The organism is Arthrobacter sp. TRD_SC_6 (genome assembly GCF_055361185.1).
The window spans coordinates 3,327,129-3,351,544 of sequence record NZ_CM143953.1; the positions used below are offsets into that span (position 1 = coordinate 3,327,129).

Sequence of the window (24,416 nt, forward strand, 5' to 3'; positions counted from 1 at the left end):
CGCTATACGTGGACGGTGCTCACCGGCATTGATGAGTCTGTGCCAAACCCGATTCCGCTGGGAGCACCTCCGTCCATGATGATGCGCGCGGCGAGCGCTGCGACCATCGCCCCGTTGTCAGTACACAACGACGACGGCGGGACGGTCAGCGAGATTCCGGCGGCTTCACAGCGTTCCCGGGTCAGCTGACGCAACCGCGAGTTGGACGCTACTCCCCCGCCGAGGAGGAGCTCGGTGACGCCATTCTCGGTGCAGGCAAGCACCGCCTTTGAGGTAATCACGTCCACGACTGCCTCCTGGAACGACGCCGCAACATCCGCCACCGGAACCGCCACGCCACGGGCTTCGCAGTCCTCGATGTGGCGCGCCACGGCAGTCTTCAAGCCGCTGAACGACCAGTCGTAGCGGTGCGGTCCAGGTTCCTCCGCTGTTCCCATGTACTTGGGCTGGGTGAGGCCGCGCGGGAAGCGGACAGCCTTGGGATCGCCTTCCCGCGCGAGCCGGTCGATGGCCGGCCCACCCGGGTAACCCAGCCCGAGGATCCGGGCCACCTTGTCGTAAGCCTCGCCCGCGGCGTCGTCGATCGTGGAACCCAACAGTTCGACGTCGGACGCCAGGTTCCTCACGCGGAGGATCTCCGTATGTCCGCCAGAGACCAGCAGTGCGCCGAGGTTTTCAGGCAGGGAACCGGCGTCGAGCAGCCCCACACCGACGTGGGCGACGAGGTGGTTCACCGCGTACAGCGGCTTTCCGGTCGCGACGGCCAACGCCTTGGCTGCCGCTACTCCGACCATCAGCGCACCGGACAGGCCGGGCCCGGAGGTGACGGCGAGCGCATCCACCTCCGCGAGCGTTACACCAGCCTCCGTGAGCGCCAACTGAAGCGTGGGCACCATGGCATCAAGGTGCGCCCGGGAAGCGATCTCCGGGATCACGCCACCGAACCGTACATGCTCGTCCATGGATGAGGAGACCGTATTGGCCAGCAGGCTGGTTCCGCGCACAATGCCCACACCGGTCTCATCGCAGGACGACTCAATGCCGAGGACCAGTGGTTCCTTCCGGTTCATGCTTGCCCGCCTTCGTCAGAATGCACCGGAAAAATCAACCGCATGACCTGCGCGCTCACGCCGTCCCGGTAGTAACCCGGGCGGGTGTGGATGTGCTCAAAGCCGAAGCGCTCGTAGAGCCTGCGCGCACGGATGTTGTCCTCCCGGACCTCGAGGAGCGTTTCCTGTGCTCCCCGACGGCGGGCTTCGGCGAGCATCTCGGTGAGCATGGTGGTTCCGATTCCACACCCTTCGTGCCGCGGCAGGACGCCGATTGTCTGAATGTCCGCCGTCGTGGCGACGACCATGACGCCGCAGTAACCGACGAGCTGGCCTTCAACCTCAGCGACGTAATACTGCCGGGTTTGCTGGGCGAATTCGTCGAAGAACATCTCCAGCGGCCAGGCGTCGATGGGGAACAGTTCCTGCTCCAGGTCCCCGACTGCTGGAATGTCCTCCAGGCGCATCGGGCGGAAATCGAAGCTGCGTTGAGTGCCAACAGGCTGCAGGGAAGTCATTTACAGCGCCTTCTTTCGCGGCCCGGGTACCTTGGCGTCCGATTCCCGCAGGTACAGCGGCGTGGTGTCGCGCAGTGAGCCTCCTAGGATGAGTGTCCGGTGGGCAACTGCCGCAAGCGCCGCTGCATCCGGCGTGAGGTCGGTGGCGTGGGCACTTCCAGCCAACCGGTCAGCGTACAGTCCTGCCCCGCGCCCGTACACGGGGAGGTCTGGTACCTCCTCCGCAGGGCCGACATGTGGGCCCTCGACCAGCTCCGGCAACGCCGAACCCGCGCGGTAACGCGCCCAGTACACTTCCTTGCGCCTCGCATCCGTTGCCACCGCGAACTCACCGTCGGAGTGCCCGGCGTCGAGGGCAACGGCGTCAAGGCTCATCACGCCATGCAGGGGCACGTCCCAGACGAAGGCAAGCATGCGGGCCGTCGCGATACCTGCCCTCAGGCCAGTGAAGGGCCCGGGCCCGACGCCGACAATCACCGCATCCAGCTCCGTCCCGTGAGCACCGGCGCGGGAGAGCAGATCCGCCACCGCGGGAGCCAGGACCTCGGCGTGGGAACGGGTATCCGACGAAGCGAACCGCGCCACGACTTCGCCGTCACGGGAAATGGCAGCACTGGCCGCGGCCGAGGTATCTATAGACAGGAGCAGCATCAGGCGACCCCCGTGCTTTCCGTGAGTTCGCCCAATCCTGCGTCTTCCCAGCGCGGACCGTAGGCGTCGATCCGCACGTGGCGAGGTTCGTCGTCGTCGTTTGCTGTCATGTCCCCGGCATCGCCGGGAACGACGACGGCGCCCCCTGACCCAACGGGGCGGGCGAGCGCTGGACGCTCGAGGGTGACGACGAGCCGACTGTCGGTAAGGTGCTCGACCCTATCCGCGCCCCACTCGACGACAGTGACCGAATCTTCAAGCGTGGACTCAAGGTCAAGGTCGTCGATCTCCGCATCCGATACCAACCGGTAGGCGTCAACGTGTACGAGCGCCGGCCCGCCGGACACTGAAGGGTGGTTGCGCACAAGGACGAAGGTGGGCGAGATGATTCCTGTCCGAACTCCAAGACCCCGCCCCAGCCCCTGCGTGAAGGTGGTCTTCCCTGCTCCGAGTTCACCGGTCAGGATCAGGAGGTCACCGGCGGTGAGCCGGCGGCCCAGGCGGGCTGCAGCGGTTTGCAGTTCCTCGACCGATGACACGGAGAACTCGTGTGTCCAGGCCAGGTGGGTCACTGATCCGCCTCGGAGTCGACGTAACGCCGTGCTACCCGCTGACTGATCCGGGTGACGATTTCGTAGTTGATCGATCCGCACGCCCGCGCCCAATCATCGACTGTGGGCGTGCCGTTCCCGTCTCCGAACAGCACCACTTCATGGCCCAGCATGGTGTCCGGTGTTCCAGCGATGCCGGTCTTCCCGAAATCGATCACGCACTGGTCCATGGCGATCCGCCCGATCACCTGGTAGATGTTGCCGTCCACCGAAACCGGCGCACCGGCAGCCACCCGGGGTACGCCGTCGCCGTAGCCCACCGGAATGAGGCCGAGTGTAGTGCGCGTCTCTGTGCGGTAGGACAGGCCGTATGAAACCCCGTGGCCCGCCGGAACCTCTTTGCAGTTGGCTATGGTGGTGCGGAAGCTCATGGCGGGTCGAAGGCCCAGCTCCCTGGAAGATTGGCCGTCGAAGGGGGACAACCCGTAGAGGCCGAGGCCCACGCGCACCAGGTCGAAATGGGTGTCCGGGCGCGACAGGGTTCCCGGAGTGTTCGCAAGGTGCCGTACTTCGAGGTCCACGCCGGCGTCCTCCGCCACGGCAACGGCTTCGCGGAACCGCTCGATCTGCTCATCAGTTTCATCGCGGTCAGGTTCATCGGCCACTGCGAGGTGCGAAAACACACCGACCACGCGCAAGAGCCCGGCTTCCTGGTGCTCGAGTGCCTGCCCAAGCAGTCCTTCCCAGTGCTCGGGAGCGCACCCGTTGCGTCCAAGGCCGGTGTCGATTTTGAGGTGCACCCGCGCGGGACGCTCGAGGCGCCGGGCTTCGGCGACCACGTGCGCGAGTTCCCATCCGGAAATGCCCAGGTCGACGCCGGCATCAATGGCCGCCGCGAAGTCGCTTGATTCTGTGTGCAGCCACGCCAGGATCGGGGCTTCGATGCCGGCATCGCGCAGGTGGACGGCTTCAGATATGTGGGCGACTCCCAGCCACGCAGCCCCCGCCTCAAGGGCAGCTTTGGCGACAGGAACGGCGCCGTGACCGTAGCCGTCAGCTTTAACGACCGCCATCACCCGCGCGGGGTTCGCGATCTCCGCAATATGGCGCACGTTGTGCCGTACTGCGCCCAGGTCAATATCCACTCGGCGCTCTGGAAGGGGCTTAGCTGGAAAACTCACCCACCCATTGTGTCAGTTGTGGGTTGCGGGCCCGGAATCAGGGTGGGTGATGGTTAAAGCAGAGCGCGCTGCGGACCCATGCACCGTCACAGCGGTCTTCCGGGCCCGCAACGCGCGGGTGAGGTGCTTAGGCCTTCAAAGCCTTCGCCCACAGGTTGATGTCGGACTCAACCGCAAACTCGTCAATGGCGTGCAGCTCACTGTCACTGAAGTCCAGGTTGTTGATCGCACCAACGCTGTCTTCAAGCTGCTTGACGCTGGACGCGCCAATCAACGCCGACGTGATCGGCGAACCCTTCGACTGCGGTCGCAGAATCCAGGCAATGGCCATCTGTGCCAGCGTCTGACCACGTGACTCGGCGATGCCGTTCAATCCACGGACCCGGCGCAGGTTGTCCTCGGACAAGTGGTCTTCGGACAGGGACTTGTTCGCTGCCGCCCGGGAATCCTCCGGGACGCCGTTGAGGTACTTGCTTGTCAGCAGGCCCTGCGCAAGCGGCGAGAACGCGATGGAACCCGCGCCTGCTTCCTCGAGCACCTCGGGAAGGTTGGGCTGCCCGTTCTCAACCCAGCGGTTCAGCATCGAGTAGGAGGGCTGGTGGATCAGCAGCGGTGTGCCGAGGTCGCGGAGGATGGCAGCGGCTTCGGCAGTTTTCTCCGGCGAGTAGGAGGAGATACCCGCGTAGAGTGCGCGGCCGGAGCGTACTGCCGTATCGAGGGCTCCCATGGTTTCTTCGAGCGGGGTCTCGGGGTCTGGCCGGTGGCTGTAGAAGATGTCGACGTAATCCAGGCCCATCCGTGAGAGGGACTGGTCAAGGCTGGACAGCAGGTACTTGCGGGAGCCCCAGTTGCCGTACGGTCCGGGCCACATGTCGTAACCGGCCTTGCTGGAGATGACCAGTTCGTCGCGGAAGGGCTTGAAGTCGTCCTTGAAGTGCCGGCCAAAGTTCGTTTCAGCTGATCCGTAGGGCGGGCCGTAATTGTTGGCCAGGTCGAAGTGGGTAACACCCAGCTCGAACGCCCTGCGCAGGATGTCCCGCTGGACATCGAACGCTTTGTCGTCACCGAAGTTGTGCCACAGCCCAAGCGACACAGCCGGAAGGTGCAGCCCGCTCCGTCCCACTCGGCGGTAGGGCATGGTGTCATAGCGGTTTTCCGCGGGTTGAAAGGTCATGCATCTAAGCCTATCGGTAGGGCCCCGCTGCGAGCGCAGCGAGGAGTGGGGGGCCGGTAGGCGCTATCGGTAGGGACCCTGCGGCTGAAGCACGTGAATGGCGGTGTCCGCCCAAGCCGACACGAATGCCGAGCGCGTAAAACTTCCGGGGGTCTTCCCAATGAGGGCGTGGAGGATGGGCCACTGGGTCAGGGCACTCATCAGCACTGTCGCGACCGCGTCGGGATCCGCCACGCTGAACACTCCGCTTGCCACCCCGCCTCTGATCCAGCTGGCCATTTCCGTGTACACGTTCGTCAGGACCCCGTTCCAGAGCCGCTCCACGAGTTCCGGGTGGCCATCGAGGTCACGGAGGAGCACGCGAATTATTGTTTTATCCGTGCTCATCTGCTCGATCACGCTCAAGGCGATCGCCTGCAAAGCCTCCCTGGGATCTTGTGGCAGCTCGCGGACCGTTTGGCTGCTGTTCGCCTCCAATGATTCGAGATAAGCATCCACTCCGGCTTCCAGGACGGCGCCTTTACTGGGGAAATGCTTGTACAGTGCCCCTGATCCACCGGTCAGTCCAGCGGCCATCTGAATGTCCGCCACCGATGTTCCGACATAGCCGCGCTCCGCGAACAGGCTCATGGCGGCATCAACTAGCGCGTCTCTTCTTGCTCCCATAAGGTGAGAGAGTAATCACTCTCTAACCTATTAGCAAGAACGGGAGCACATGCAGCAACGTGCGATCTTCATTGTCCTGGCTGTGCTTGGATCGGTCGCTGTCGGCTCGGGGCTTTACGGGATCACCCTCGGCCCCGCGTTGGCACCGGGCGGCTCGCCGACGTCTGCCAGCGTGGACAGCGAATACCGCTTCGTGAACGTGTTCTGGCTCGGCGCCGGAGTGGCCTTGTGGTGGTCGATCTCTCGCCTGCATGAACGAAGATCCGTCACACGAATAGTGCTCGTCCTAGCGTTCATCGGTGGCCTTGCCCGGCTCCTCTCGGTCATGGTTGTCGGATGGCCCCACACAGTGTTTGTCGCCACTATGGCCCTGGAACTGGTGGTGGTTCCCCTCGTGCTCTGGTGGCACGCGCGCGTTGTTCACGAACCATTGATCCGGAAGTAACGGACCAAGCACCGAAACTGCCCTGTGCACCGGCGCCGACCCGGCCACGAAGCCATCGGGCCTGACCAGGTAGCAATCGCCTTCCTCGAGCCCCCGCTGTGGTGCCGCTGGGAACGAGTGCACGGTGAGCTGCAATTCGTGCCCGACGGCGGCGCTCACCGCCGGGTCGACGTCGCCATAGGTATGCACCTGCCAGGTTGCCGACCGTAGCGCCTCGAAGTTCGAGCCAGTCCAGGGCAGCCTCCTGCCGACCACGCGCCCGCGGCGCCTCCCGCGGCGAGGAGTGCCGCCGTCGTCGTTCATCCAATAGTGGATCCGAATCTGCGACAGATAGCCGAACAGCCGCCGGGCGATCGGTAGCCGGGGAAGTAGCAGAACGGCTATCGGGCCGATGAAGCGCGGCGCCACCCGCCGGATCAGCCGGGCAACGGGGTTTTCGGAGGTGACCATTCCGAACGCCCGGTCCGTACTGTTCACCAGGCGCAGGGCTACGGGACGCCGTTCGGTTTCGTAGCGGTCGAGGACCGCGTCCGAAGCACGCCCGTGGACTACATCAGCGAGCTTACTGGCAAGATTGTGCGCATCCTGCAGCCCGGTGTTCATCCCCTGCGCGCCGACCGGTGAATGGATGTGCGCGGCATCCCCGGCAAGGAACACCGGACCCTGCCGGAAGCGTGCCGCCACCCGGTGGTGGGTGCGGTAAGTGGAGAACCAGACCGCTTCACGGTAACCGACACCGAACGTCTGCTGGAGGTGGTGGCGGGCCAGGGACTCAGGGACCTCACCACCCTCACTGCCTTTGAGCACGCCGAGTAGCCGGTGATGGCCGTCGTCGCCCATGGGAAATCCCAGCAGGAACTCCTCCGCGCCATACCGCAGGTTCACGCTGTCCTCAGTCACACCCGTGGCGCCGAGGACGTCGGCAACATAGAAGGTGTGCTCATTCGTGGTGCCCTCGAACGGAATCCCAGTCAGCTTCCGGACCACTGACGAGCCGCCATCCGCACCGACGCAGTAGCGGGCCCGGATCCGCAGGCCGCCAGCGGCTCCGGCGCACTCGGCCGTGACTCCCCGGTCTCCCTGATCGAGGTTGGTCAGCGTGTAACCCCAGTGCACGGAACCGCCCAACTCCGCCAACCGATCGAGGAGGATCTGTTCGTTGCGGCTCTGCTCCAACACGTGCAAGCCGGGGTAGGGAGTGAGATCCGCCCCGATAGGTCCTAGAGGGACGGCAGCGAAAGCCTTTCTCTCGTACCCGGGGCGGATGTTCGTGACCGGCCATGCCTCGGCAAGCACCCGATCGATCACGCCGAGCTGATCGTAGATCTCCATGCTCCGCGAATGTACGCCCAGGGCGCGGGACTCGCGCGTAGGGCCCCGCTTGCCGTCGATCACCACGGCGTCGACGCCTAGCCTGCCCAGCCATGACGCGAGCATCAACCCGGTGGGACCAGCTCCCACTACGAGAACGTCCGGGTTGATCTCGCGCATGGTCAGCTCTCCTCTTAGACCTTCAGAATCACCGCGCCGTGCCCGGGCAGGGTCACAGCTTTTCTGCCGAGGGACTCACCCGCTGCGGTGCTCAATAGAACCTTCTTCGCTCGCAAAGGCACCTCGCGCTCCTCCTCCGAGAAGTTGACGACGACGGCGGTCCCTCCCCTGCCGAGCACCAGCCAGCGCTGGTCCTCGTCGAAATCGACAGTGACCGAGGCGAAGTCCGGGTTGCGCAGGTCCCTATTTTCACGGCGGAGCGCGATGAGGTCCCGGTAAATTCCCAGCAACCGCGCCTGTTCCGGCTGCTCCTGCTCGCTCCAATCCAGTTTGGCTGAGGCGAAAGTGGCGGGGTCCTGTGGGTTCGGTACGGTGTCTGGATCCCAACCCATCTTTTCGAACTCGGCCAGGCGGCCCTCTGCGGTCGCCTTCCCAAGCTCCGGCTCAGGGTGGGACGTGAAGAAAGGCCACGGCGTCCTGGCCCCGTACTCTTCCCCCATGAACAGCATCGGGGTAAAGGGCCCCGCGATATTGAGCACGGCCGCCTGCGCGAGCTGTGCTGTGCTGAGGGTGGCGCTGATCCGGTCCCCGGCTGCCCGGTTGCCGATCTGGTCGTGGTTCTGGGTGCACACCACCAACTGGTGCAGGCTGTGCTTCGCCGGATCGATGGGCCGGCCGTGCGAACGTTCCCGGAAGGAGGACCACGTCCCGTTGTGGAAGAACCCGTCCCGGTAGACCTTCGCGAGTGCACTGATCGAGTCAAAATCCGAGTAGTACCCGACGGTCTCCCCCGTGAGGTTGACGTGTGCCGCGTGATGGAAGTCATCGCTCCACTGACCAGCAAGCCCGAAGCCGCCCGCGCTCCTGTCCGCGATCAGCCGTGGATTGTTGAGGTCCGATTCCGCGATCAGGAACAGCGGCTTACCGAGCTCCGCCGCGCAGTGCTCGGTCTCGACGGCGAATTCCTCAAGGATGTGTATGGCCCGCTCATCGTGCAGCGCATGCACGGCATCAAGGCGAAGGCCGTCCACGTGATAGTCCCGGAACCACATCAGCAGGTTGTCCACCACGTAGGACCGCACCTCATCAGAGTGCGGACCGTCCAGGTTGAGCGAGTCACCCCAGGTATTCGACTTGCCCTCGGTCAGGTAGTGCCCGAACTGGGTCAGGTAGTTTCCGCTCGGGCCGAGGTGGTTGTGGACCACATCCTGGATGACTCCGAGCCCGCGCTGGTGCGCGGCGTCCACAAACCGCTGGTAACCCTCCGGACCGCCGTACACTTCATGGATCGCGTACCAGAGAACGCCGTCGTAACCCCAGTTGTGGGTGCCGTTGAATGCATTGACGGGCAACAGCTCGACGTACTGGATGCCGAGCCCGGCGAGGTAATCAAGCTTGCCGATAGCCGCGTCGAACGTGCCCTCGGGCGTGAACGTTCCAATGTGCAGCTCGTAGATGACGCTGCCATCCAGGCCCGGGGATACCCAGGCGGCGTCGCCCCAGACGTGCGCGGCGGCGTCGAACGTTCGGGAGAGCTTGTGCACTCCTTCCGGCTGCCGGCGCGAGCGCGGGTCCGGGACTGGTGTTTCGGCGTCGTCGATCAGGTATCCGTAATCCACCTCGCCGGTGACGGGTGCACCGGGCGCACCCCACCAATCCCCGTCACGGGCTACCATCGGGTGCTTCTGGCCGTCGGCCACAAGGGTCACCGACTGGGCTTTGGGCGCCCAGACGTCGTACCTCGAGAGCGTTGCGGACCTGGCCTTCGTTGCAGCGGTATTCATTGTGCGTCCTCCTTCACGAGCAGTGCGACAGGGTAAGTCTCGAACAACCGCCCGGCGGGCACGGGCCCACCTTGGAAGCCGGTCCCGGTGATCGCACAACGGTAGGTACCTTCCGGGAGCACGACGGCGGTGTCCCGCCATCCGCCGGATCGCTCCAGGCCGATAGGCAGGCGGGTTACAGCAGTGACAGCCCCGCCCCTATCGAAAGCGAAAATGTGGTCAGCCGCTGCGCCTTGGGTACGCACCGACCGGTAGGTGAAGAAAAGTTCGGGGTTGTCCCGTCGCAGCTTTAGTGCCCGCGAAACCACGAGCAGCTTGGCAAGGCCTGCGTTGTCGACCGCTGGAAGTGCACCGAACGCAAGATCGACGAGGCCCTGCTTGCGTTGCGCGAAGTCCACCGCCCGCCGGTTGTCGGGGTCCACCAGCGAGGTCTCCCACAGTTCGGAGCCCTGGTAAACGTCGGGTACACCCGGCATGGTGAGCTGCACGAGCTTGGCACCAAGCGAGTTGGACCAGCCCGGTGCTTTCAAATGCTCCACCAGTGAAGTGACGAGCCGGTTCACTTCGACATTGTCAAACGCGGCGTCGACGGCGCCGTGCATCTTCTCCTCGAATGCCTCATCCGGGGCAGTCCAATGAGTGCTGAAGTCTGCTTCCCTGGAAGCCTTCTCGACGTACGCATGTGCGCGTTCCCTGCTGAGCGGCCAGGCGCCGATCAGCGCCTGCCAGAGGAGCGAGGAGAATGCAGGATCACCGAGTGGAGCGAGTTTGTTCAGCTGCCCCAACACGTCCACCCACTCGTCCTCGATCTCGGAGAGGACGGTGATCCGGGCGCGGGTGTCCTCGCCGCGCTTGGTGTCGTGCGTGCTCAATGAGTTCATGGTGAGCGGTGAGGTCTCCTGCCGCTCAAGCAGTGCCCGGTGGACCTCATAGGGGTCGAGCGAGAAAATCGATGGGTCGGCGCCTACCTCGTTGAGTGAGGTCAACCGGTTGAAGCGGTAGAACGCGGTGTCCTCCACACCTTTGGCCATCACCATTCCGGAGGTCTGCTGGAACCTCACAACCAGTTCACTCAGTTCCTCATCCGACGCCGAAACGGCGGTTTCGAGGAATGGATTGAGCAGTGGGTGGAGCGTATCCAGGGCATCGCTCAGCTCGGGCCTACGCACTTTCGCGCTGTGCACCGCTTCGGCGAGGTGGTCCGCGCCATCCGGGAGGTAGCTGCGGTAGACAGGAAAACAGGTCAGCAACTCGGCGATGGCATCCGCGCTGGTCTCCAATTCAAGCCCGGCCTTGGACGGCACCAGCCGCGCCAGCCTGAGAACCTCGGACCGCAAAATTCCGTCCGCAATGCCACGCTTGGTGCCATGGATCATGTGGACGAAACGTGCAGTAGGCACGGCGCCGTCAAGGGCGGGCTGACCTGTTGGGTCAACGAAGAGCCGGTCCACGACCGCCAGCCCGTCGTAGCCGGTGGTTCCCTCACAGGCCCACTCCGCGGGAAGTACTTCACCGGGTTCCAGAATTTTCTCGACGAGGGTGTAGGCCCCGCTGGTGAGTTCCCGCAGCTGCTCAAGGTAGCCCACCGGGTCGGCGAGGCCGTCCGGGTGGTCGATCCGCACTCCGTCCACCAACGATTCGCTGAACCACCGCCGGACTTCCGAGTGTGCCTCATCGAAGACCCAGGGCACCTCGACGCGAACGCCCGCAAGGGTGTTGACCGCGAAGAACCGACGATAGTTCAACTCACTGTCAGCACGCCGCCAGTTCACCAGTTCGTAGTGCTGGCGCGCGTGCACCTGCGCGCCCGTTTCACCGGGCTGCGCCGTTCCTTCGGCAATGGGGAAGCGGTTGTCGTAGTAGTGCAGCTCCCCAGCGACAACTTTGAGTTCGTCTTCCTCATGGTCGCTGTCACCGAGAACGGGGATCCGGATGCGGCCCCCGCCAGATTCCCAGTCGACGTCGAACGCCTCGGCGTACCGGGAGTCCTTCCCCTTGTGGAGGAGGTCCCACCACCAGGCGTTCTGTGCAGGCGTAGCGACACCCACATGGTTCGGCACAATATCCACGAGTACACCGAGACCAGCCTCGTGCGCGGTGCGGCACAGTGCGTCGAACGCCTCAGGCCCACCGCGCTGCGGATCCACCGTGGTGGGGTCCGTCACGTCATACCCGTGATCGGACCCCTCCTCCGCGGTCAGCACAGGCGAAAGATAAACCCAGTCCACGCCGAGGTCCACCAGGTAGGGAACAACCCCAGCGGCCGCGGTCAGGTCGAAGCTGGATCGAATCTGCAACCGGTAGGTCGACTTGGGTACCTGCACGTACTTCTCCTCGTTGGTGGTGGTGATGGTGTTGGTGGACCGGGCCTGGGGTATTAGACGGAACCGGTCTTGGAGGTGTTCTCATTTGCGAGAACGGCCAGTGACGCCGCCACCGAGTGGTCGCGGTCCTCTGCCTCTTCGTGTGCGCGCAGCACAACCATGGACTTCGCCTCGACCGAAACCGTAGCTCCCGCTGGAATGGGATCGGAGTCCGCGTAGACGCCCGCCGTGTCGATGACCTCGGCCCACATCGGCCCGTATTCCTCGGACGGCACGGTGAACTGCACGGCTTCATCGTGCGCATTGAAATACAGCAGGAAATTCAGGTCCGTGATGCGCTGGCCGCGCTGATCCCGTCCTTGAATACCCTGCCCGTTCAAAAACACTCCGATAGACCGTCCGAAGCCGTCATTCCAGTCCTCGGGGGCCATCAGCTCTCCTGCGGTGTCCAGCCACACGATGTCGGGCAGCGCTTCTCCCTCGCCGCGCCGGACTGGGCGTCCGTCGAAGAAACGACGGCGGCGGAAGGTTGGGTGCTCCGACCTCAGCCTGCTGACAGCCGCGGTGAACTCAAGTAGCGGCTGGTCGAGGTTGTCCCAGTGCACCCAGGCGATTTCCGAGTCCTGGCAGTAGGTGTTGTTGTTGCCGTCCTGAGTGCGGCCTAACTCGTCACCGTGAGTGATCATGGGGACGCCCTGCGACAGCAAAAGCGTCGCGATGAAGTTGCGCTGCTGCCGGACGCGTACGGCCTGGATCTCCGGATCATCCGTGGGGCCCTCGGCACCGCAGTTCCACGAGCGGTTGTGTGATTCGCCGTCGTTGTTGTCCTCGCCGTTGGCTTCGTTGTGCTTCTCGTTGTAGGACACCAAGTCCCGCAGGGTGAAACCGTCGTGGGCGGTGACGAAGTTGATCGACGCGACCGGACGCCGCGCCGAGTGCTCGTAAAGGTCCGCGGAACCGGTCAGGCGTGAAGCGAACTCGCCGATGCTTGAAGGCTCTCCGCGCCAGAAGTCACGGACGGTGTCGCGGTACTTTCCGTTCCACTCCGTCCACTGTGGCGGGAAGTTGCCCACCTGGTAGCCGCCGGGACCAACGTCCCAAGGCTCCGCGATGAGCTTCACCTGCGACACGACCGGATCCTGCTGAACAAGTTCGAAGAACGCGCTCAGCCTGTCCACTTCGTAGAATTCGCGCGCAAGAGCCGAGGCAAGGTCGAAGCGGAACCCGTCAACGTGCATCTCGGTGACCCAGTAGCGCAGCGAATCCATGAGCAGCTGCAGTGAGTGCGGATTTCCGACGTTCAGGGAGTTGCCGGTACCGGTGGTGTCCATGTAGTACTGCTTGTCGTCCTCAACCAGGCGGTAGTAGGACGCGTTGTCGATTCCGCGCATCGAGAGGGTTGGGCCCATGTGGTTACCCTCCGCCGTGTGGTTGTAGACGACGTCGAGAATCACCTCGATGCCCGCGAGGTGCAGTTCGCGGACCATTGCCTTGAACTCCTGGACCTGCTCGCCTTCGTCTCCGGTGGAGCCGTAGGTGTTGTGCGGTGCGAAGAAGCCGATGGTGTTGTAGCCCCAGTAGTTGGACAGTCCCTTTTCCTGCAGGGTGCTGTCGTTCACGAACTGGTGTACGGGCATCAGTTCGATCGCCGTCACGCCGAGCTTCTGCAGATGGGCGATCACCGCTGGGTGCGCCACGCCTGCGTAGGTGCCCCGCTGCTCTTCCGGAATCTCCGGGTGCAGCTGGGTGAGGCCCTTCACGTGTGCTTCATAAATTATGGACTGGTGGTATGGCGTGCGCGGCATGCGGTCGCCGTCCCAGTTGAAGAACGGGTTGATGACCACGCCGAGCATCATATGCGCGGCGGAGTCCTCATTGTTGACCGACTTCTCGTCGCCGAAATTGTAACCGAAGAGCGCCTGGTCCCAGTCAATTTCGCCGTGAATGGCCTTGGCGTAGGGGTCCAGCAGCAGCTTGTTCGGGTTGCAGCGGTTGCCTTCGTGCGGGTTGTTGGGCCCATGCACGCGGAAGCCATACTTCTGTCCGGGCGAGACATGCGGCAGGTAGCCGTGCCAAACGTGCCCGTCCACTTCCCTGAGTTCGATGCGGGTTTCCGTGCCCTCGTCGTCAAACAGGCACAACTCCACCTTCTCAGCGATTTCGCTGTAGAGCGCGAAGTTGGTTCCCGTGCCGTCATAGGTTGCCCCCAGCGGATAGGCATCTCCTGGCCAAAGCTCCATGTGTACTCCTTGCTCGTATTTCTTCAAATCGTCTTCTGTATTCAGAGCGAAAACTTGTGGGCGTGCCCGTCCTGCATCCTTTCATAGCGCAAGACTCTGACATTCAGGTGAACTATGTCGCCGGTCGCTGCTGCAGCAGGTCCCCAATGACCCGCGAGACGTGCCGAGGCAGGTCCCGTACCAGGACGGGCCCGCGTTTTGCAGCCCTCCGGCCTGCAAGGCCGTGAATCGTCGCGGCGGCGGCCCCGGTCAATGCCCAGCGGGACGACGGCGGCAGGCTGAGTGCCGCGCCGACGTCGTTCCCGGCGTCGTCGGTTCCGGCAGTGGTGGCGAGCAACGCCCCCAGGATGCCGGCGAGGGTATCGCCGGATCCAGCGGTGGCGAGCCACGGAGTGGCGTTGGTCTGGATGAACACCTCACCAGTCGGCGCTGCAATGACGGTGGTACTCCCCTTCAGCAGCACCGTGGCGCCGGTGGACTCCGCGGCCCGCCGTGCGTACTCCACCGGCGAATCTTCAATAGCCTCCCGGCTGGTCGGCTCTCCCCGGCGTGTTAGCAGCGCAGCAAGTTCCCCTGCATGAGGGGTGAGAATGATGTGCGCCCCGGACTTCTCAGGCAGGAGGGGCAGCGCACCGGCATCAACGACAGTCGGCAACCCGGACGCCATCGCATCCCGCGCCCGCTGACGCTGGCCTGGATCTTCCGCAGCTCCCGGTCCCACCACCCAGGCCTGGACGTGCGCGTCACCAACGGTGCCCTGTGAGCAGACAGCCTCCGGATGCGAGGCGTTGATCAGCGCTGCAACACCTGTTGGCCCGAGGAACCGCACCATTCCGATGCCGGTACTAAGCGCCGCGCCCGTGGCAAGAACTGCGGCACCCGGATACATTGCCGACCCGGCGGCGATGCCGAGCACTCCCCTGCTGTACTTGTGGTCCGCAGGCTTGGGCTGGCGGTAGAGGTGCTGGAGGTCGCCTGGCTCAAGTGAGAAAACCCGCGGTTCCGGGAGCGTGGCTCCGAGGCCAATGTCGATTGTTTCTACCCGCCCGGCAGCCCGGGCGCCCGCTCCAACCAGCAGCCCGGTCTTGCAGGCGCCAAAGGTGACCGTGACGTCAGCTGCAAGGATCTCGCCGGTCACAGCTCCAGTGTCGGCGTCCACTCCGCTGGGAAGGTCGCATGCAACTGTGACCGTTTTCGCACGTCCGTGCCGCCGAGCGTTGACTCGTTCGACCAGTTCAGCCGCCGCACCCCTCAGCTCTCCAGTTCCGCCTGTCCCGAGGATGCCGTCAATCAGCAGATCAGCGCCGCCGGCAATCACAGCCAGTTCGTCAAGACGCGCGTCCGTGAGCTGTTCAACGCGCCCGCCTGCCGCCCGGAAGGCGGCCAGCGCGTCCGCGTGCACCCGCTCGGAGGTGAGCACCGCCGTCGTTCCCGCTCCGCGCCGCTGCAGAAGGGCACCGGCGTAGAGCGCATCTCCACCGTTGTTTCCGCTGCCTGCCAGCAAGACGACGCGACGGCCGTAGACTCCCCCACCTTGGCCCAGCAGCCCCGCGGCCACCTGCGCGAGGCCGTGGGATGCCCGCTGCATCAGCGCGTGGCCGTGCCCGGCGTCGAGCAGCGGAACCTCCGCAGCGCGCACCTCACTCCCGGCATAAGCACTAAGCATGCTTAGAATCCTAGCGGGTGGCGCTTGGAAGTTCCCCTTCGGCGACGACCATTGCGGTCGCGACCCCGCCGTCGTGGCTGAGCGAGAGGTGCCAGCGGTTGACGCCGCGGGCCTCTGCAACCGCGAGCACGGTTCCGGTCACCTCAACCACCGGGCTCCCGTGGCCGTCCAGCCCGATCCAGCAATCCTGCCAGTTCATCCCCGCCGGCGCGCCGAGCGCCTTGGCTACGGCCTCCTTGGCGGCGAACCGTGCGGCAAGCGAACGTGTGTTCAACGCACGCTCAGCCGCGACGAAAAGCCTGTCCCGCAGGCCCGGAGTCCGCTCCAGCTGGCGTTCAAACCGGGCCACGTCCACAACATCCACACCAATGCCGATGATCATTGCGTCCCTACTCGACCGTGACGGACTTGGCGAGGTTACGCGGCTGGTCGACGTCGTAACCCTTGGCCGACGCCAGTTCACACGCGAAGATCTGCAGCGGAACCGTGGTGAGCAGCGGTGCGAGCAGCGTGGCGGTCTGGGGTACGTGGATCACATGCTCCGAGAACGCCGCGACGGACTCGTCGCCCTCCTCGGCAATCACGATGGTGACTGCGCCACGCGCGCGGATCTCCTGAATGTTCGAGACCACCTTGGAGTGCAGCGAGTCACGCCCGCGCGGCGAAGGAAGTACGACGACGACGGGCTGGCCTTCCTCGATCAGCGCGATCGGCCCGTGCTTGAGTTCCCCGGCGGCAAATCCTTCTGCGTGGATGTACGCGAGCTCCTTCAGTTTGAGCGCGCCCTCCATCGCCACGGGGAAACCCACGTGGCGGCCGAGGAACAGAACGGACTTGGCGTCGGCCATGTCGCGTCCAAGCTTCTTGACGGCGTCGGAGTTGTCCAGCACGTGCTGGATTTTCGCGGGCATCTCACTGAGGTCGGCGAGCACATCGGCGATTTCGTCGCGGAACTTGTTGCCGCGCAGCTGCGCCAGGTACAGGCCTAGCAGGTAGGCCGCGGTGATCTGCGCGAGGAACGCCTTGGTGGAGGCGACCGCGATTTCCGGCCCGGCGTGGGTGTAGAGCACGGCGTCGGATTCACGCGGAATCGTGGAGCCATTGGTGTTGCAGATGGCCACGACTTTCGCGCCCTGCTCACGGGCGTACCGCACGGCCATGAGCGTGTCCATGGTTTCGCCGGACTGCGAGATGGCAACCACGAGGGTCTTCTCGTTCACAATCGGGTCCCGGTAACGGAACTCGTGTGAGAGCTCCACCTCGGTCGGAATTCGGCACCAGTGCTCAATCGCGTACTTGGCTACCTGCCCGGCATAGGCGGACGTTCCACAAGCCAGGACAACGATCTTGTCCACAGAACGCAGGATCGACTCGTCGATCCTCAACTCGTCCAGGATCAGGTTTCCCTTGATGTCGGTGCGGCCCAGCAAGGTCTGGCCAACGGCGTCGGGCTGGTCGTTGATTTCCTTCTCCATGAAGGACGGGTAACCGCCCTTCTCCGCAGCGGCGGCGTCCCAATCAACATGGAACTCCTTGCCCTCGGCAGGCTCCCCATGGAAGTCGGTGATGAACACCTCTTCGGGAGTGATTGTGACGATCTGGTCCTGGCCAAGCTCCACAGCGCGACGGGTGAAATCGATGAAACCGGAGACGTCCGATCCGAGGAAGTTCTCGCCGTCGCCCAGGCCCACCACCAATGGAGAGTTACGGCGGGCGGCGACGACGACGTCGGGTACGTCCTGGTGGATGGCGAGCAGCGTGAAAGCGCCCTCAAGGCGCTGGGACGCCTGCTGCATGGCGGCGGTCAGTGCATCCTGGGTTCCTGCATCCGCAAGGCCTCGGTAAATGGTGCCGAGCAGCACGGCCGCAACCTCGGTGTCGGTGTCCGAGACGAACGTGGCCCCCTGCTCTAGGAGCTCAGCTTTCAGCTCAGCAAAGTTTTCGATGATGCCGTTGTGGATCAGTGCGAGGCGGCCGCCGTCGGCGAGGTGCGGGTGGGCGTTCTGGTCCGTTGGCCCGCCATGGGTGGCCCACCGCGTGTGGCCGATGCCCGTCAACGACTCAGGAAGCGGCGAGGCGTCAAGTTCGGCAACCAGGTTGGTCAGCTTCCCCGACTTCTTGCGGGACTGTATCCCGGAATCAGTCAGCAACGCGACGCCGGCCGAGTCATAGCCGCGATACTCAAGCCGGCGAAGGCCCTCCATGACGACGTCGAGGGCGCCGTGACCACCATCAGTTTCGGACCCGCTGAGTACCGGGCTGCCAAGGGATTTGCCGCTGTTACGGCCTACGTATCCTACGATTCCACACATGGCCTTAAGCGTACCCGCCGCGTGCCAACCGGCTTGTCCCGGCTTCGCCGCAGGTGCTGCGCATCACGTTCAGTTCCCGGGTGCTAAAGGAACGTCGTTTGTTAATGTGCTGACCAGAGGGCAGAATTCCTAGGGTGAGTGACCAATCTCCCGGTACGGGCCCCACTTCCACCGTGGACGCAGGTGTCACCCCGTTCGTCGAGCTTGACCGCCAGATGTGGGCCCGTCTCGCCAACGAAATCGAATCTCCCCTCAACGTCGAGGATGTGCAGCGCCTTCGAGGGCTCGGAGACGCGCTCAACCTCGATGAGGTGCGTGAGGTCTACCTTCCGCTCTCGCGCCTGCTGTCCCTTTACGTCGCGGCCGCGGGTGAACTGCACGCGGCAACTACAACCTTCCTGGGTGAGCGCACCACACGTACACCGTTCGTGATTGGCGTGGCAGGGTCCGTTGCTGTCGGTAAGTCCACCACCGCCCGCGTGCTTCAGGAACTGCTGCGTCGTTGGCCCGGGACACCGAACGTGGAGCTCGTAACCACCGACGGCTTTCTCTACCCAAATGAAGAGCTGGAACGCCGTGGCCTGATGCAGCGCAAGGGCTTCCCGGAATCCTACGACCGACGCCGGCTCCTCCGCTTTGTCAGCGAGGTCAAGAGCGGCGCAGAAGAAGTGCGTGCGCCCTGGTACTCCCACCTGACCTACAACATCGTGCCCGGCCGCGAAGTAGTGGTCCGCCGCCCGGACGTGCTCATCGTCGAGGGACTGAATGTGCTCGCCCCCGCCCGGATGCGCGCCGACGGACGCTCAGGCCTGGCGCTGAGCGACTTCTTCGATTTCTCCATCTACGTGGACGCCAAAACCTCTTACATAGAGGAGTGGTACGTACAGCGTTTCCAGTCACTGCGGAGCGGCGCTTTCGCGAATCCCGCGTCCTACTTCCACCGGTACGCCTCGCTGACGGATGCAGAAGCACGCGATACTGCCCTCGGTATCTGGCAGCGCATCAACGAACCGAACCTCTCGAGGAATGTTTTGCCCACCCGAGGCCGTGCCACTTTGGTGCTGACCAAGGAAGCCGACCACTCCATTCGCCGAATGCTACTGCGAAAGACGTGATGGACCTCCGGCGGATGGACGCAATACCGGCCGTAGTGACAGCGCTGACGCTGCTTCTAGGCCTTGTTGGGTGCGGATCAACCGAACCCACCGTCCGCGAATCCACAACTGCGGGTTCCGCAGCGGTGGCCGTGCCGTCGTCGTCCCCTGCCCCCGGGGCCACCACCCGCGCGGCCGGCGAATTGCCGGCCCCCGCCCAGCGCCCACCCGGCACCGCTCCGACTACGGGGCCTGCGCCGAGCACTGCACCGACTACTGAACCGGCCACGGTACCGGCCGCCGAGCCAACGCCTCCTCCCAGCACTGAGCCGGCAGACCCTCTTGAACTCCCCGAACGGGCGGAATTGGCCGATCCCGCGTCGGTGACGGTGGTCGTCAACAAGCAGCGCCCGCTCGATCCCGTCGACTACTTCCCATCCGGCATGGTCCTGCCGAATGTGGCCCTTGCCGTAGCTGAGCCCAACGCGCTGCTTCGCGCGGATACCAGCGCCGCGCTCGAGGAACTCTTCGCGGCGGCAGCGAACGACGGCGTGGGCCTTACGTTGGTCAGCGGTTACCGTTCCTACGAGGATCAACTGGCCACCTACCAGCACTGGGTCAATGAAAACGGCGGCAGCGTCGAGGCCGCCGATCGGATCTCAGCGCGCGCAGGCTACTCGGAGCACCAGACCGGTTTGTCCTTCGACGTTGGCCAGGCCGACGGCGCGTGCACGCTCCGATCATGTTTCGCCACAACTGCCGCCGGGCAGTGGATGGCCGGGAACGCCCACCGGTTCGGCTTCATCCTCCGGTATCCGGACGGGGCACAGGGCATCACCGGCTTCTCCGGCGAGTCCTGGCACTACCGGTATATCGGCGTTGAAGTGGCCGACGATATGACCGGACGCGGGACCGCCACACTGGAAGAGTACTTCGGCCTGCCCGCCGCTCCGGGCTATTAGGAACGTTCACCGGCGAGCCGGGCGCAGTGCCATTTGTCCTTTCGATAGCCTGCTTCCATGCTTAGCGGATTCAAGAATTTCATCATGAAGGGCAACGTCATCGATCTCGCGGTGGCGGTTGTCATAGGTACGGCATTCGGAGCGGTGGTGACATCACTTGTCAACAACGTGCTGATGCCGCTGATTTCAGCACTCGTGGGGTCCCCGACCTTTGACGATTTCGCGAAGTGCACCCTCAACGGCAATGAGATTCAGTTCGGCGTCTTCCTGACCGCCCTCGTGAATTTCCTGCTGGTGGCTGCGGCCGTCTACTTCGTCATCGTGATGCCCATGAATAAGTTCATCGAGCGGCGTGACCGGAAGCTCTCGCTGAAGGAAGACATCGAGGAAGTGAATCCTCAAATCGCACTGCTCACCGAGATCCGGGACAGTCTGCGCCAGAAGACCCTGTAGCCATCCGTCAGGCCGGCTCGAGGGCCAACTGTCGCTGGACGGTATCTGCGAGTCGGTCTGCCACGCTTTGCGCGGTTTCCATATCCGCAGCTTCCACCATCACCCGCACTACCGGTTCAGTGCCCGACGGGCGAAGCAGTACCCGGCCGGTGTCCCCGAGCGAGTCCTGGGCTTCACGCACGGCGCGCTGAACCTCGCCGTCACTGTTGACGCTGGACTTGTCGACGCCCTTTACGTTGATCAGTACCTGCGGAAGCTTGGTCATGATGGTGGAGAGTTCCTTCAGGCTGCGGCCGGTGAGCGCGACCTGCGCCGCGAGCTGCAGACCTGTGAGCACCCCGTCTCCCGTGGTGGCGTACTCGGAGAAAATAACGTGTCCGGACTGCTCTCCGCCAAGAGTGTACTGGCCATCGCGCATGCCCTCCAGAACGTAGCGGTCACCTACGGCGGTCTCGCGGAGGCTGATGCCTGCCTCGCGCAACGCGAGCTTGAGGCCGAGGTTGCTCATGACCGTTGCTACGAGTGTGCTGTCTTTCAGACGCCCGGCACTGTTCAGGGCAACGGCCATAATGGCCATGATCTGGTCACCGTCCACGACGGTTCCCTCATGGTCCACGGCCAGGCAGCGGTCAGCATCGCCGTCGTGCGCTATACCCAGGTGCGCGCCATGCTCAATCACTGCAGCCTGCAGGAGCTCAAGGTGCGTGGATCCGCAGCCCTCGTTGATGTTGTTGCCGTCGGGATCGGCACCGATGAGTACGACGTCGGCACCCGCGTCCGCGAATACCTGCGGCGAGCAGCCACTTGCCGCCCCATTGGCGCAGTCGAGGACTACCTTGAGTCCGTTGAGGCGGTGGGGCAGTGACTGCAGGAGGTGAACAACGTAGCGGTCTTCGGCGTCGGCGAACCGTTGGATGCGGCCGACGTCGGGGCCCACGGGACGGTGGGGAGGCGAGTTGAGTTCAACTTCAATCGCGTCTTCGAGCGCGTCGTCGAGCTTCTTGCCGCCGCGTGCCAGGAACTTGATCCCGTTGTCGGGGGCTGGGTTGTGGGATGCCGAGATCATGACGCCGAAGTCTGCGTCGAGGTCCGCGACAAGGAAGGCGGCAGCGGGGGTCGGGAGGACGCCGGCGTCATAGACGTCAACCCCGGCGCTGGCGAGGCCGGCTTCCACTGCTGCGGCGATAAAGTCACCGCTGATGCGTGGATCGCGTGCGATGACGGCGGTGGGCCGCCGCCCCTCCGACTGCTGGTGCCCGAGCACGATGGCAGCCGCCTGCGCCAACTGGAGGGCGAGTTCCGCCGTGATCAGGCCGTTGGCCTGCCCTCTGACACCGTCTGTTCCAAATAATCTAGTCATCGTGGTCCATCCTAAGTCAGAAGGGTGCCGTGGCAGAGAAGTCAGGTGGAGGTCGATACTTCCACCGGACAACCGTCCCAGGCTTAAAGCGTTACGCCCGCCCGGCAGTTGCCGAGCGGGCGTAACGGGAGAAGCTGTGTTTAGCGCTTGTGGAGCCAAGCACTGGGAAAAGCCGAGGGGGAAGGCTTTTCTAGCGCTTGGAGTACTGAGGCGCCTTGCGTGCCTTCTTGAGACCGGCCTTCTTACGCTCGATGACGCGGGCGTCACGGGTGAGGAAGCCTGCCTTCTTGAGGGGGGCGCGGTTGTTGTCGCGGTCGATGTCGTTCAGCGCACGGGCAACTCCAAGACGGAGTGCTCCGGCCTGGCCGGAAGGGCCGCCACCGTGGATACGCGCAATGACGTCGTAGGCGCCGTCAAGCTCGAGGAGCTTGAACGGGTCATTGACTTCCTGCTGGTGGAGCTTGTTGGGGAAGTAGTCAGACAGCTCGCGGCCGTTGACAATCCATTTGCCGGATCCGGGTGACACCCGAACGCGTGCAACGGCTTCCTTGCGACGGCCTACTGCGGCGCCACCGACGGTAAGCGCGGGGCGCTCCTTCGCTGGTGCGTCCGATGCAGGCGCGGATTCCGAGGTGTAGCTGCTGAGCTCCTCGGTTGGTTCATTCAGCTCTTCAGTGTTCTGAGCCACGGTTCTCCTTGAGTGATTCTTAGTCTGTGGTGGCCAGGACTACTGAGCGACCTGGGTGATTTCGAAAGTCTGGGGCTGCTGTGCGGCGTGAGGGTGCTCCGCGCCGCGGTAAACCTTCAGCTTGCCGATCTGCTGTGCTGCGAGGGAGGTCTTGGGAAGCATGCCCCTGATCGCCTTTTCAACGGCGCGCACGGGGTTCTTTTCCAGCAGCTCTGCATAGGTCACGGACTTGAGGCCACCCGGGAAACCGGAGTGGCGGTAAGCGCGCTTCTGCTCGAGCTTGGCGCCGGTGAGGGCAACCTTCTCTGCGTTGATGATGATGACGAAGTCTCCCATATCCATATGGGGTGCAAAGGTCGGCTTGTGCTTTCCGCGCAGCAGTGTTGCGGTCTGGCTGGCAAGACGGCCTAGGACAACGTCGGTGGCGTCAATGACGTGCCACTGGCGGTTGATGTCGCCGGGCTTCGGGGTGTACGTACGCACGATTTTGCCTTCGTTTCTTGTTCTACGGTGACGCTGGTAACGGGAGGGAAGCTCCTGATGCCAGCGCAGCTGATGCATGCGTTACCGGAACTTCAGGTGAGGACTGAAACGACACCGGTGATCCCATGAACCTCGGCCATCTCCGCGGACCAGGTAGCTCTGCAACGGAGCCGCACGCGGACATGGACGTATCGAGTTGGGACACGCACAACGACTCCCAAGATTAGCGTGTGCGTAGGTCCCGGGTCAAAACAACGGATGCGGGCCGCCCGCTGGCGCCCAACAAGATCGAGAAGCACCGGGAAGCACACACGGGCCCTGCGGTCACTGGGTGCTGCCGCTGCGAGCGGAAAGACCCAGTTCGTCATTCATTTCCTGGGCTTCACGGTAGTAGTCGGTCAGCGAGAGAAGGGATGCGGCCTCTGGATCCAGCACCACGATGGCCCGCCGGTGCAACTGGAGCACTGACGCCGGACAATGCGCGCTTACAGGCCCTTCGACCATGGCCCGCACTGCGTTAGCCTTCCGTGCACCCATGGCGACCAGGACGGCAGTACGGGCCTCGCGGATGGTTCCCAGCCCCTGGGTGATGCAGAGGCGGGGCACATCACCGCCAGGGAAGAAGCGCGCGTTGTCCAGCCGGGTGGTTCCGGCGAGCGTCTTCACCCGGGTGCGGGAGTTAAGTGACGACGTCGGCTCGTTGAAGCCGATGTGCCCATTGGCCCCGATTCCGAGGACCTGGACATCCACGCCCCCAGCGGCTGCGATCGCAGCGTCGTAGCGGTCCGCTTCCGCACCGAGATCCTGTCTGTCCCCCTGGGGGGTGGTGAGGTTACCCAGCGGCAGATCCACGTGGTCGACAAACTCGCGCCGGATGGTGGTGTGGTAGGACTGCTCGTGGTCCTGGGCTAGCCCTGCGTACTCGTCCAGGGTGAATGCCCGGACGTCACGGAAGCTGAGCCCATCTTCTTTATGCCGGCGGATAAGTTCTGCGTAGGTGGTGCTCGGAGAGCCACCGGTTGCGAGCCCCAGTACTGCGGAACCGGCGCGCACGCTCTGCTCGATAATGTCGGCGGCCCTGGAACCGACGCCTTTCGCCGAATCGCACAGAATGACCTGCAAGCTCGTCTCCCTTGGTGAAATCTTCTGACTGCAGCCGAGGCCCCGGCGCCAAATTGATCGGCAGGCGCCCCTCGGAACAGATGAACTGACTCAAGACTAATCAATCATGATTGGGAAAGCGCTATCCCGCGCATTGTTTCTCCCTCCACAGTAATTTATCCGGTGCGGGAGACCCGTGGCTCAACCTTTAGGATGGCAAGAG

General features: G+C 64.0%; 21 protein-coding genes and 1 pseudogene. 4 read left to right on the forward strand and 18 right to left on the reverse strand.

Features of this window, described 5'->3' with window-relative positions:
* Window positions 1-2: 2 nt before the first annotated feature.
* The 7 genes from tsaD to ACWA1U_RS15800 form a co-directional block, all read right to left on the reverse strand.
* Entirely contained in the window at window positions 3-1,070 is a 1,068-nt protein-coding gene (gene tsaD / locus ACWA1U_RS15770) for a tRNA (adenosine(37)-N6)-threonylcarbamoyltransferase complex transferase subunit TsaD (RefSeq protein ID WP_463723098.1), read from the reverse strand.
* Window positions 1,067-1,567 carry a ribosomal protein S18-alanine N-acetyltransferase gene (rimI, locus tag ACWA1U_RS15775; protein ID WP_463723099.1) on the reverse strand — a complete coding sequence of 167 codons (501 nt, stop codon included), beginning with the start codon at window positions 1,565-1,567 and terminating at the stop codon, window positions 1,067-1,069. The genes tsaD and rimI overlap by 4 nt, the downstream gene beginning before the upstream one ends.
* Complete coding sequence (gene tsaB / locus ACWA1U_RS15780; RefSeq protein WP_463723100.1) at window positions 1,568-2,218, reverse strand: tRNA (adenosine(37)-N6)-threonylcarbamoyltransferase complex dimerization subunit type 1 TsaB; 651 nt, start codon at window positions 2,216-2,218, stop codon at window positions 1,568-1,570.
* Window positions 2,218-2,790 (reverse strand): tRNA (adenosine(37)-N6)-threonylcarbamoyltransferase complex ATPase subunit type 1 TsaE, encoded by a 573-nt coding sequence (gene tsaE / locus ACWA1U_RS15785; RefSeq protein ID WP_463723101.1) that lies wholly within the window; start codon window positions 2,788-2,790, stop codon window positions 2,218-2,220. Before tsaE ends, tsaB begins: the two co-directional genes overlap by 1 nt.
* Window positions 2,787-3,950, reverse strand: a complete 1,164-nt coding sequence (gene alr / locus ACWA1U_RS15790) for an alanine racemase (RefSeq protein WP_463723102.1) — start codon at window positions 3,948-3,950, stop codon at window positions 2,787-2,789. Before alr ends, tsaE begins: the two co-directional genes overlap by 4 nt.
* Before the next feature lie 127 nt (window positions 3,951-4,077).
* The gene (gene mgrA, locus ACWA1U_RS15795; RefSeq protein WP_463723103.1) at window positions 4,078-5,124 is read right to left on the reverse strand and encodes an L-glyceraldehyde 3-phosphate reductase; all 1,047 of its coding nucleotides are present in this window, start codon (window positions 5,122-5,124) and stop codon (window positions 4,078-4,080) included.
* 63 nt (window positions 5,125-5,187) lie between these two features.
* Entirely contained in the window at window positions 5,188-5,790 is a 603-nt protein-coding gene (locus ACWA1U_RS15800; RefSeq protein WP_463723104.1) for a TetR/AcrR family transcriptional regulator, read from the reverse strand.
* 49 nt (window positions 5,791-5,839) lie between these two features.
* Between ACWA1U_RS15800 and ACWA1U_RS15805 the strand changes: the two are divergent.
* Window positions 5,840-6,139, forward strand: a pseudogene (locus ACWA1U_RS15805) (DUF4345 domain-containing protein); the annotation flags it as partial.
* Here ACWA1U_RS15805 and ACWA1U_RS15810 read toward each other — a convergent pair.
* From ACWA1U_RS15810 to glmS, 7 genes are all read right to left on the reverse strand, one after another.
* The gene (locus ACWA1U_RS15810; RefSeq protein ID WP_463723105.1) at window positions 6,077-7,726 is read right to left on the reverse strand and encodes an FAD-dependent oxidoreductase; all 1,650 of its coding nucleotides are present in this window, start codon (window positions 7,724-7,726) and stop codon (window positions 6,077-6,079) included. The pseudogene ACWA1U_RS15805 and the gene ACWA1U_RS15810 overlap by 63 nt on opposite strands.
* Window positions 7,727-7,740: 14 nt before the next feature.
* Window positions 7,741-9,510: a malto-oligosyltrehalose trehalohydrolase gene (gene treZ, locus ACWA1U_RS15815; RefSeq protein WP_463723106.1), complete on the reverse strand. Its 1,770-nt coding sequence runs from the start codon at window positions 9,508-9,510 to the stop codon at window positions 7,741-7,743.
* A complete protein-coding gene (gene treY / locus ACWA1U_RS15820) occupies window positions 9,507-11,834 on the reverse strand; it encodes a malto-oligosyltrehalose synthase (protein ID WP_463723107.1) in 2,328 nt (775 codons plus the stop codon). The genes treZ and treY overlap by 4 nt, the downstream gene beginning before the upstream one ends.
* Before the next feature lie 53 nt (window positions 11,835-11,887).
* Window positions 11,888-14,074, reverse strand: a complete 2,187-nt coding sequence (gene glgX / locus ACWA1U_RS15825; protein ID WP_463723108.1) for a glycogen debranching protein GlgX — start codon at window positions 14,072-14,074, stop codon at window positions 11,888-11,890.
* Window positions 14,075-14,186: 112 nt separating this feature from the next.
* The gene (locus tag ACWA1U_RS15830; RefSeq protein ID WP_463723109.1) at window positions 14,187-15,740 is read right to left on the reverse strand and encodes an NAD(P)H-hydrate dehydratase; all 1,554 of its coding nucleotides are present in this window, start codon (window positions 15,738-15,740) and stop codon (window positions 14,187-14,189) included.
* Between the two features lie 10 nt (window positions 15,741-15,750).
* Complete coding sequence (locus ACWA1U_RS15835; protein ID WP_463723110.1) at window positions 15,751-16,122, reverse strand: holo-ACP synthase; 372 nt, start codon at window positions 16,120-16,122, stop codon at window positions 15,751-15,753.
* Between the two features lie 7 nt (window positions 16,123-16,129).
* The gene (glmS, locus tag ACWA1U_RS15840; RefSeq protein ID WP_463723111.1) at window positions 16,130-18,052 is read right to left on the reverse strand and encodes a glutamine--fructose-6-phosphate transaminase (isomerizing); all 1,923 of its coding nucleotides are present in this window, start codon (window positions 18,050-18,052) and stop codon (window positions 16,130-16,132) included.
* Window positions 18,053-18,225: 173 nt separating this feature from the next.
* On the opposite strand from glmS, the gene coaA reads away from it, so the two are divergent.
* From coaA to mscL, 3 genes are read left to right on the forward strand one after another with little or no spacing between them, the layout of a single operon-like run.
* On the forward strand, window positions 18,226-19,167 hold the full coding sequence (gene coaA, locus ACWA1U_RS15845; RefSeq protein ID WP_463725069.1) for a type I pantothenate kinase: 942 nt from the start codon (window positions 18,226-18,228) through the stop codon (window positions 19,165-19,167).
* Between the two features lie 14 nt (window positions 19,168-19,181).
* Entirely contained in the window at window positions 19,182-20,108 is a 927-nt protein-coding gene (locus tag ACWA1U_RS15850) for a M15 family metallopeptidase (RefSeq protein ID WP_463723112.1), read from the forward strand.
* Between the two features lie 57 nt (window positions 20,109-20,165).
* A complete protein-coding gene (gene mscL, locus ACWA1U_RS15855; RefSeq protein WP_463723113.1) occupies window positions 20,166-20,561 on the forward strand; it encodes a large conductance mechanosensitive channel protein MscL in 396 nt (131 codons plus the stop codon).
* Between the two features lie 7 nt (window positions 20,562-20,568).
* Here the strand turns inward: mscL and glmM are convergent, their stop codons facing one another.
* The 4 genes from glmM to nagB form a co-directional block, all read right to left on the reverse strand.
* Window positions 20,569-21,921 carry a phosphoglucosamine mutase gene (gene glmM, locus ACWA1U_RS15860; protein WP_463723114.1) on the reverse strand — a complete coding sequence of 451 codons (1,353 nt, stop codon included), beginning with the start codon at window positions 21,919-21,921 and terminating at the stop codon, window positions 20,569-20,571.
* 190 nt (window positions 21,922-22,111) lie between these two features.
* Window positions 22,112-22,609, reverse strand: coding sequence for a 30S ribosomal protein S9 (rpsI, locus tag ACWA1U_RS15865; RefSeq protein ID WP_463723115.1), 498 nt, complete (start codon window positions 22,607-22,609; stop codon window positions 22,112-22,114).
* A gap of 39 nt (window positions 22,610-22,648) precedes the next feature.
* Window positions 22,649-23,092 carry a 50S ribosomal protein L13 gene (gene rplM, locus ACWA1U_RS15870; protein ID WP_463723116.1) on the reverse strand — a complete coding sequence of 148 codons (444 nt, stop codon included), beginning with the start codon at window positions 23,090-23,092 and terminating at the stop codon, window positions 22,649-22,651.
* Window positions 23,093-23,416: 324 nt separating this feature from the next.
* The gene (gene nagB / locus ACWA1U_RS15875; RefSeq protein ID WP_463723117.1) at window positions 23,417-24,214 is read right to left on the reverse strand and encodes a glucosamine-6-phosphate deaminase; all 798 of its coding nucleotides are present in this window, start codon (window positions 24,212-24,214) and stop codon (window positions 23,417-23,419) included.
* Between the last annotated feature and the right edge of the window lie 202 nt (window positions 24,215-24,416).

Excerpts from the sequence above, each read along its gene's own strand:
- tsaD (WP_463723098.1), bottom strand. The coding sequence starts at position 1,070 with ATGAACCGGAAGGAACCACTGGTCCTCGGCATTGAGTCGTCCTGCGAT.
- rimI (WP_463723099.1), bottom strand. The coding sequence starts at position 1,567 with ATGACTTCCCTGCAGCCTGTTGGCACTCAACGCAGCTTCGATTTCCGC.
- tsaB (WP_463723100.1), bottom strand. The coding sequence starts at position 2,218 with ATGCTGCTCCTGTCTATAGATACCTCGGCCGCGGCCAGTGCTGCCATT.
- mgrA (WP_463723103.1), bottom strand. The coding sequence starts at position 5,124 with ATGACCTTTCAACCCGCGGAAAACCGCTATGACACCATGCCCTACCGC.
- ACWA1U_RS15800 (WP_463723104.1), bottom strand. The coding sequence starts at position 5,790 with ATGGGAGCAAGAAGAGACGCGCTAGTTGATGCCGCCATGAGCCTGTTC.
- ACWA1U_RS15810 (WP_463723105.1), bottom strand. The coding sequence starts at position 7,726 with ATGCGCGAGATCAACCCGGACGTTCTCGTAGTGGGAGCTGGTCCCACC.
- treZ (WP_463723106.1), bottom strand. The coding sequence starts at position 9,510 with ATGAATACCGCTGCAACGAAGGCCAGGTCCGCAACGCTCTCGAGGTAC.
- glgX (WP_463723108.1), bottom strand. The coding sequence starts at position 14,074 with ATGGAGCTTTGGCCAGGAGATGCCTATCCGCTGGGGGCAACCTATGAC.
- ACWA1U_RS15830 (WP_463723109.1), bottom strand. The coding sequence starts at position 15,740 with ATGCTTAGTGCTTATGCCGGGAGTGAGGTGCGCGCTGCGGAGGTTCCG.
- ACWA1U_RS15835 (WP_463723110.1), bottom strand. The coding sequence starts at position 16,122 with ATGATCATCGGCATTGGTGTGGATGTTGTGGACGTGGCCCGGTTTGAA.
- glmS (WP_463723111.1), bottom strand. The coding sequence starts at position 18,052 with ATGTGTGGAATCGTAGGATACGTAGGCCGTAACAGCGGCAAATCCCTT.
- ACWA1U_RS15850 (WP_463723112.1), top strand. The coding sequence starts at position 19,182 with ATGGACGCAATACCGGCCGTAGTGACAGCGCTGACGCTGCTTCTAGGC.
- mscL (WP_463723113.1), top strand. The coding sequence starts at position 20,166 with ATGCTTAGCGGATTCAAGAATTTCATCATGAAGGGCAACGTCATCGAT.
- glmM (WP_463723114.1), bottom strand. The coding sequence starts at position 21,921 with ATGACTAGATTATTTGGAACAGACGGTGTCAGAGGGCAGGCCAACGGC.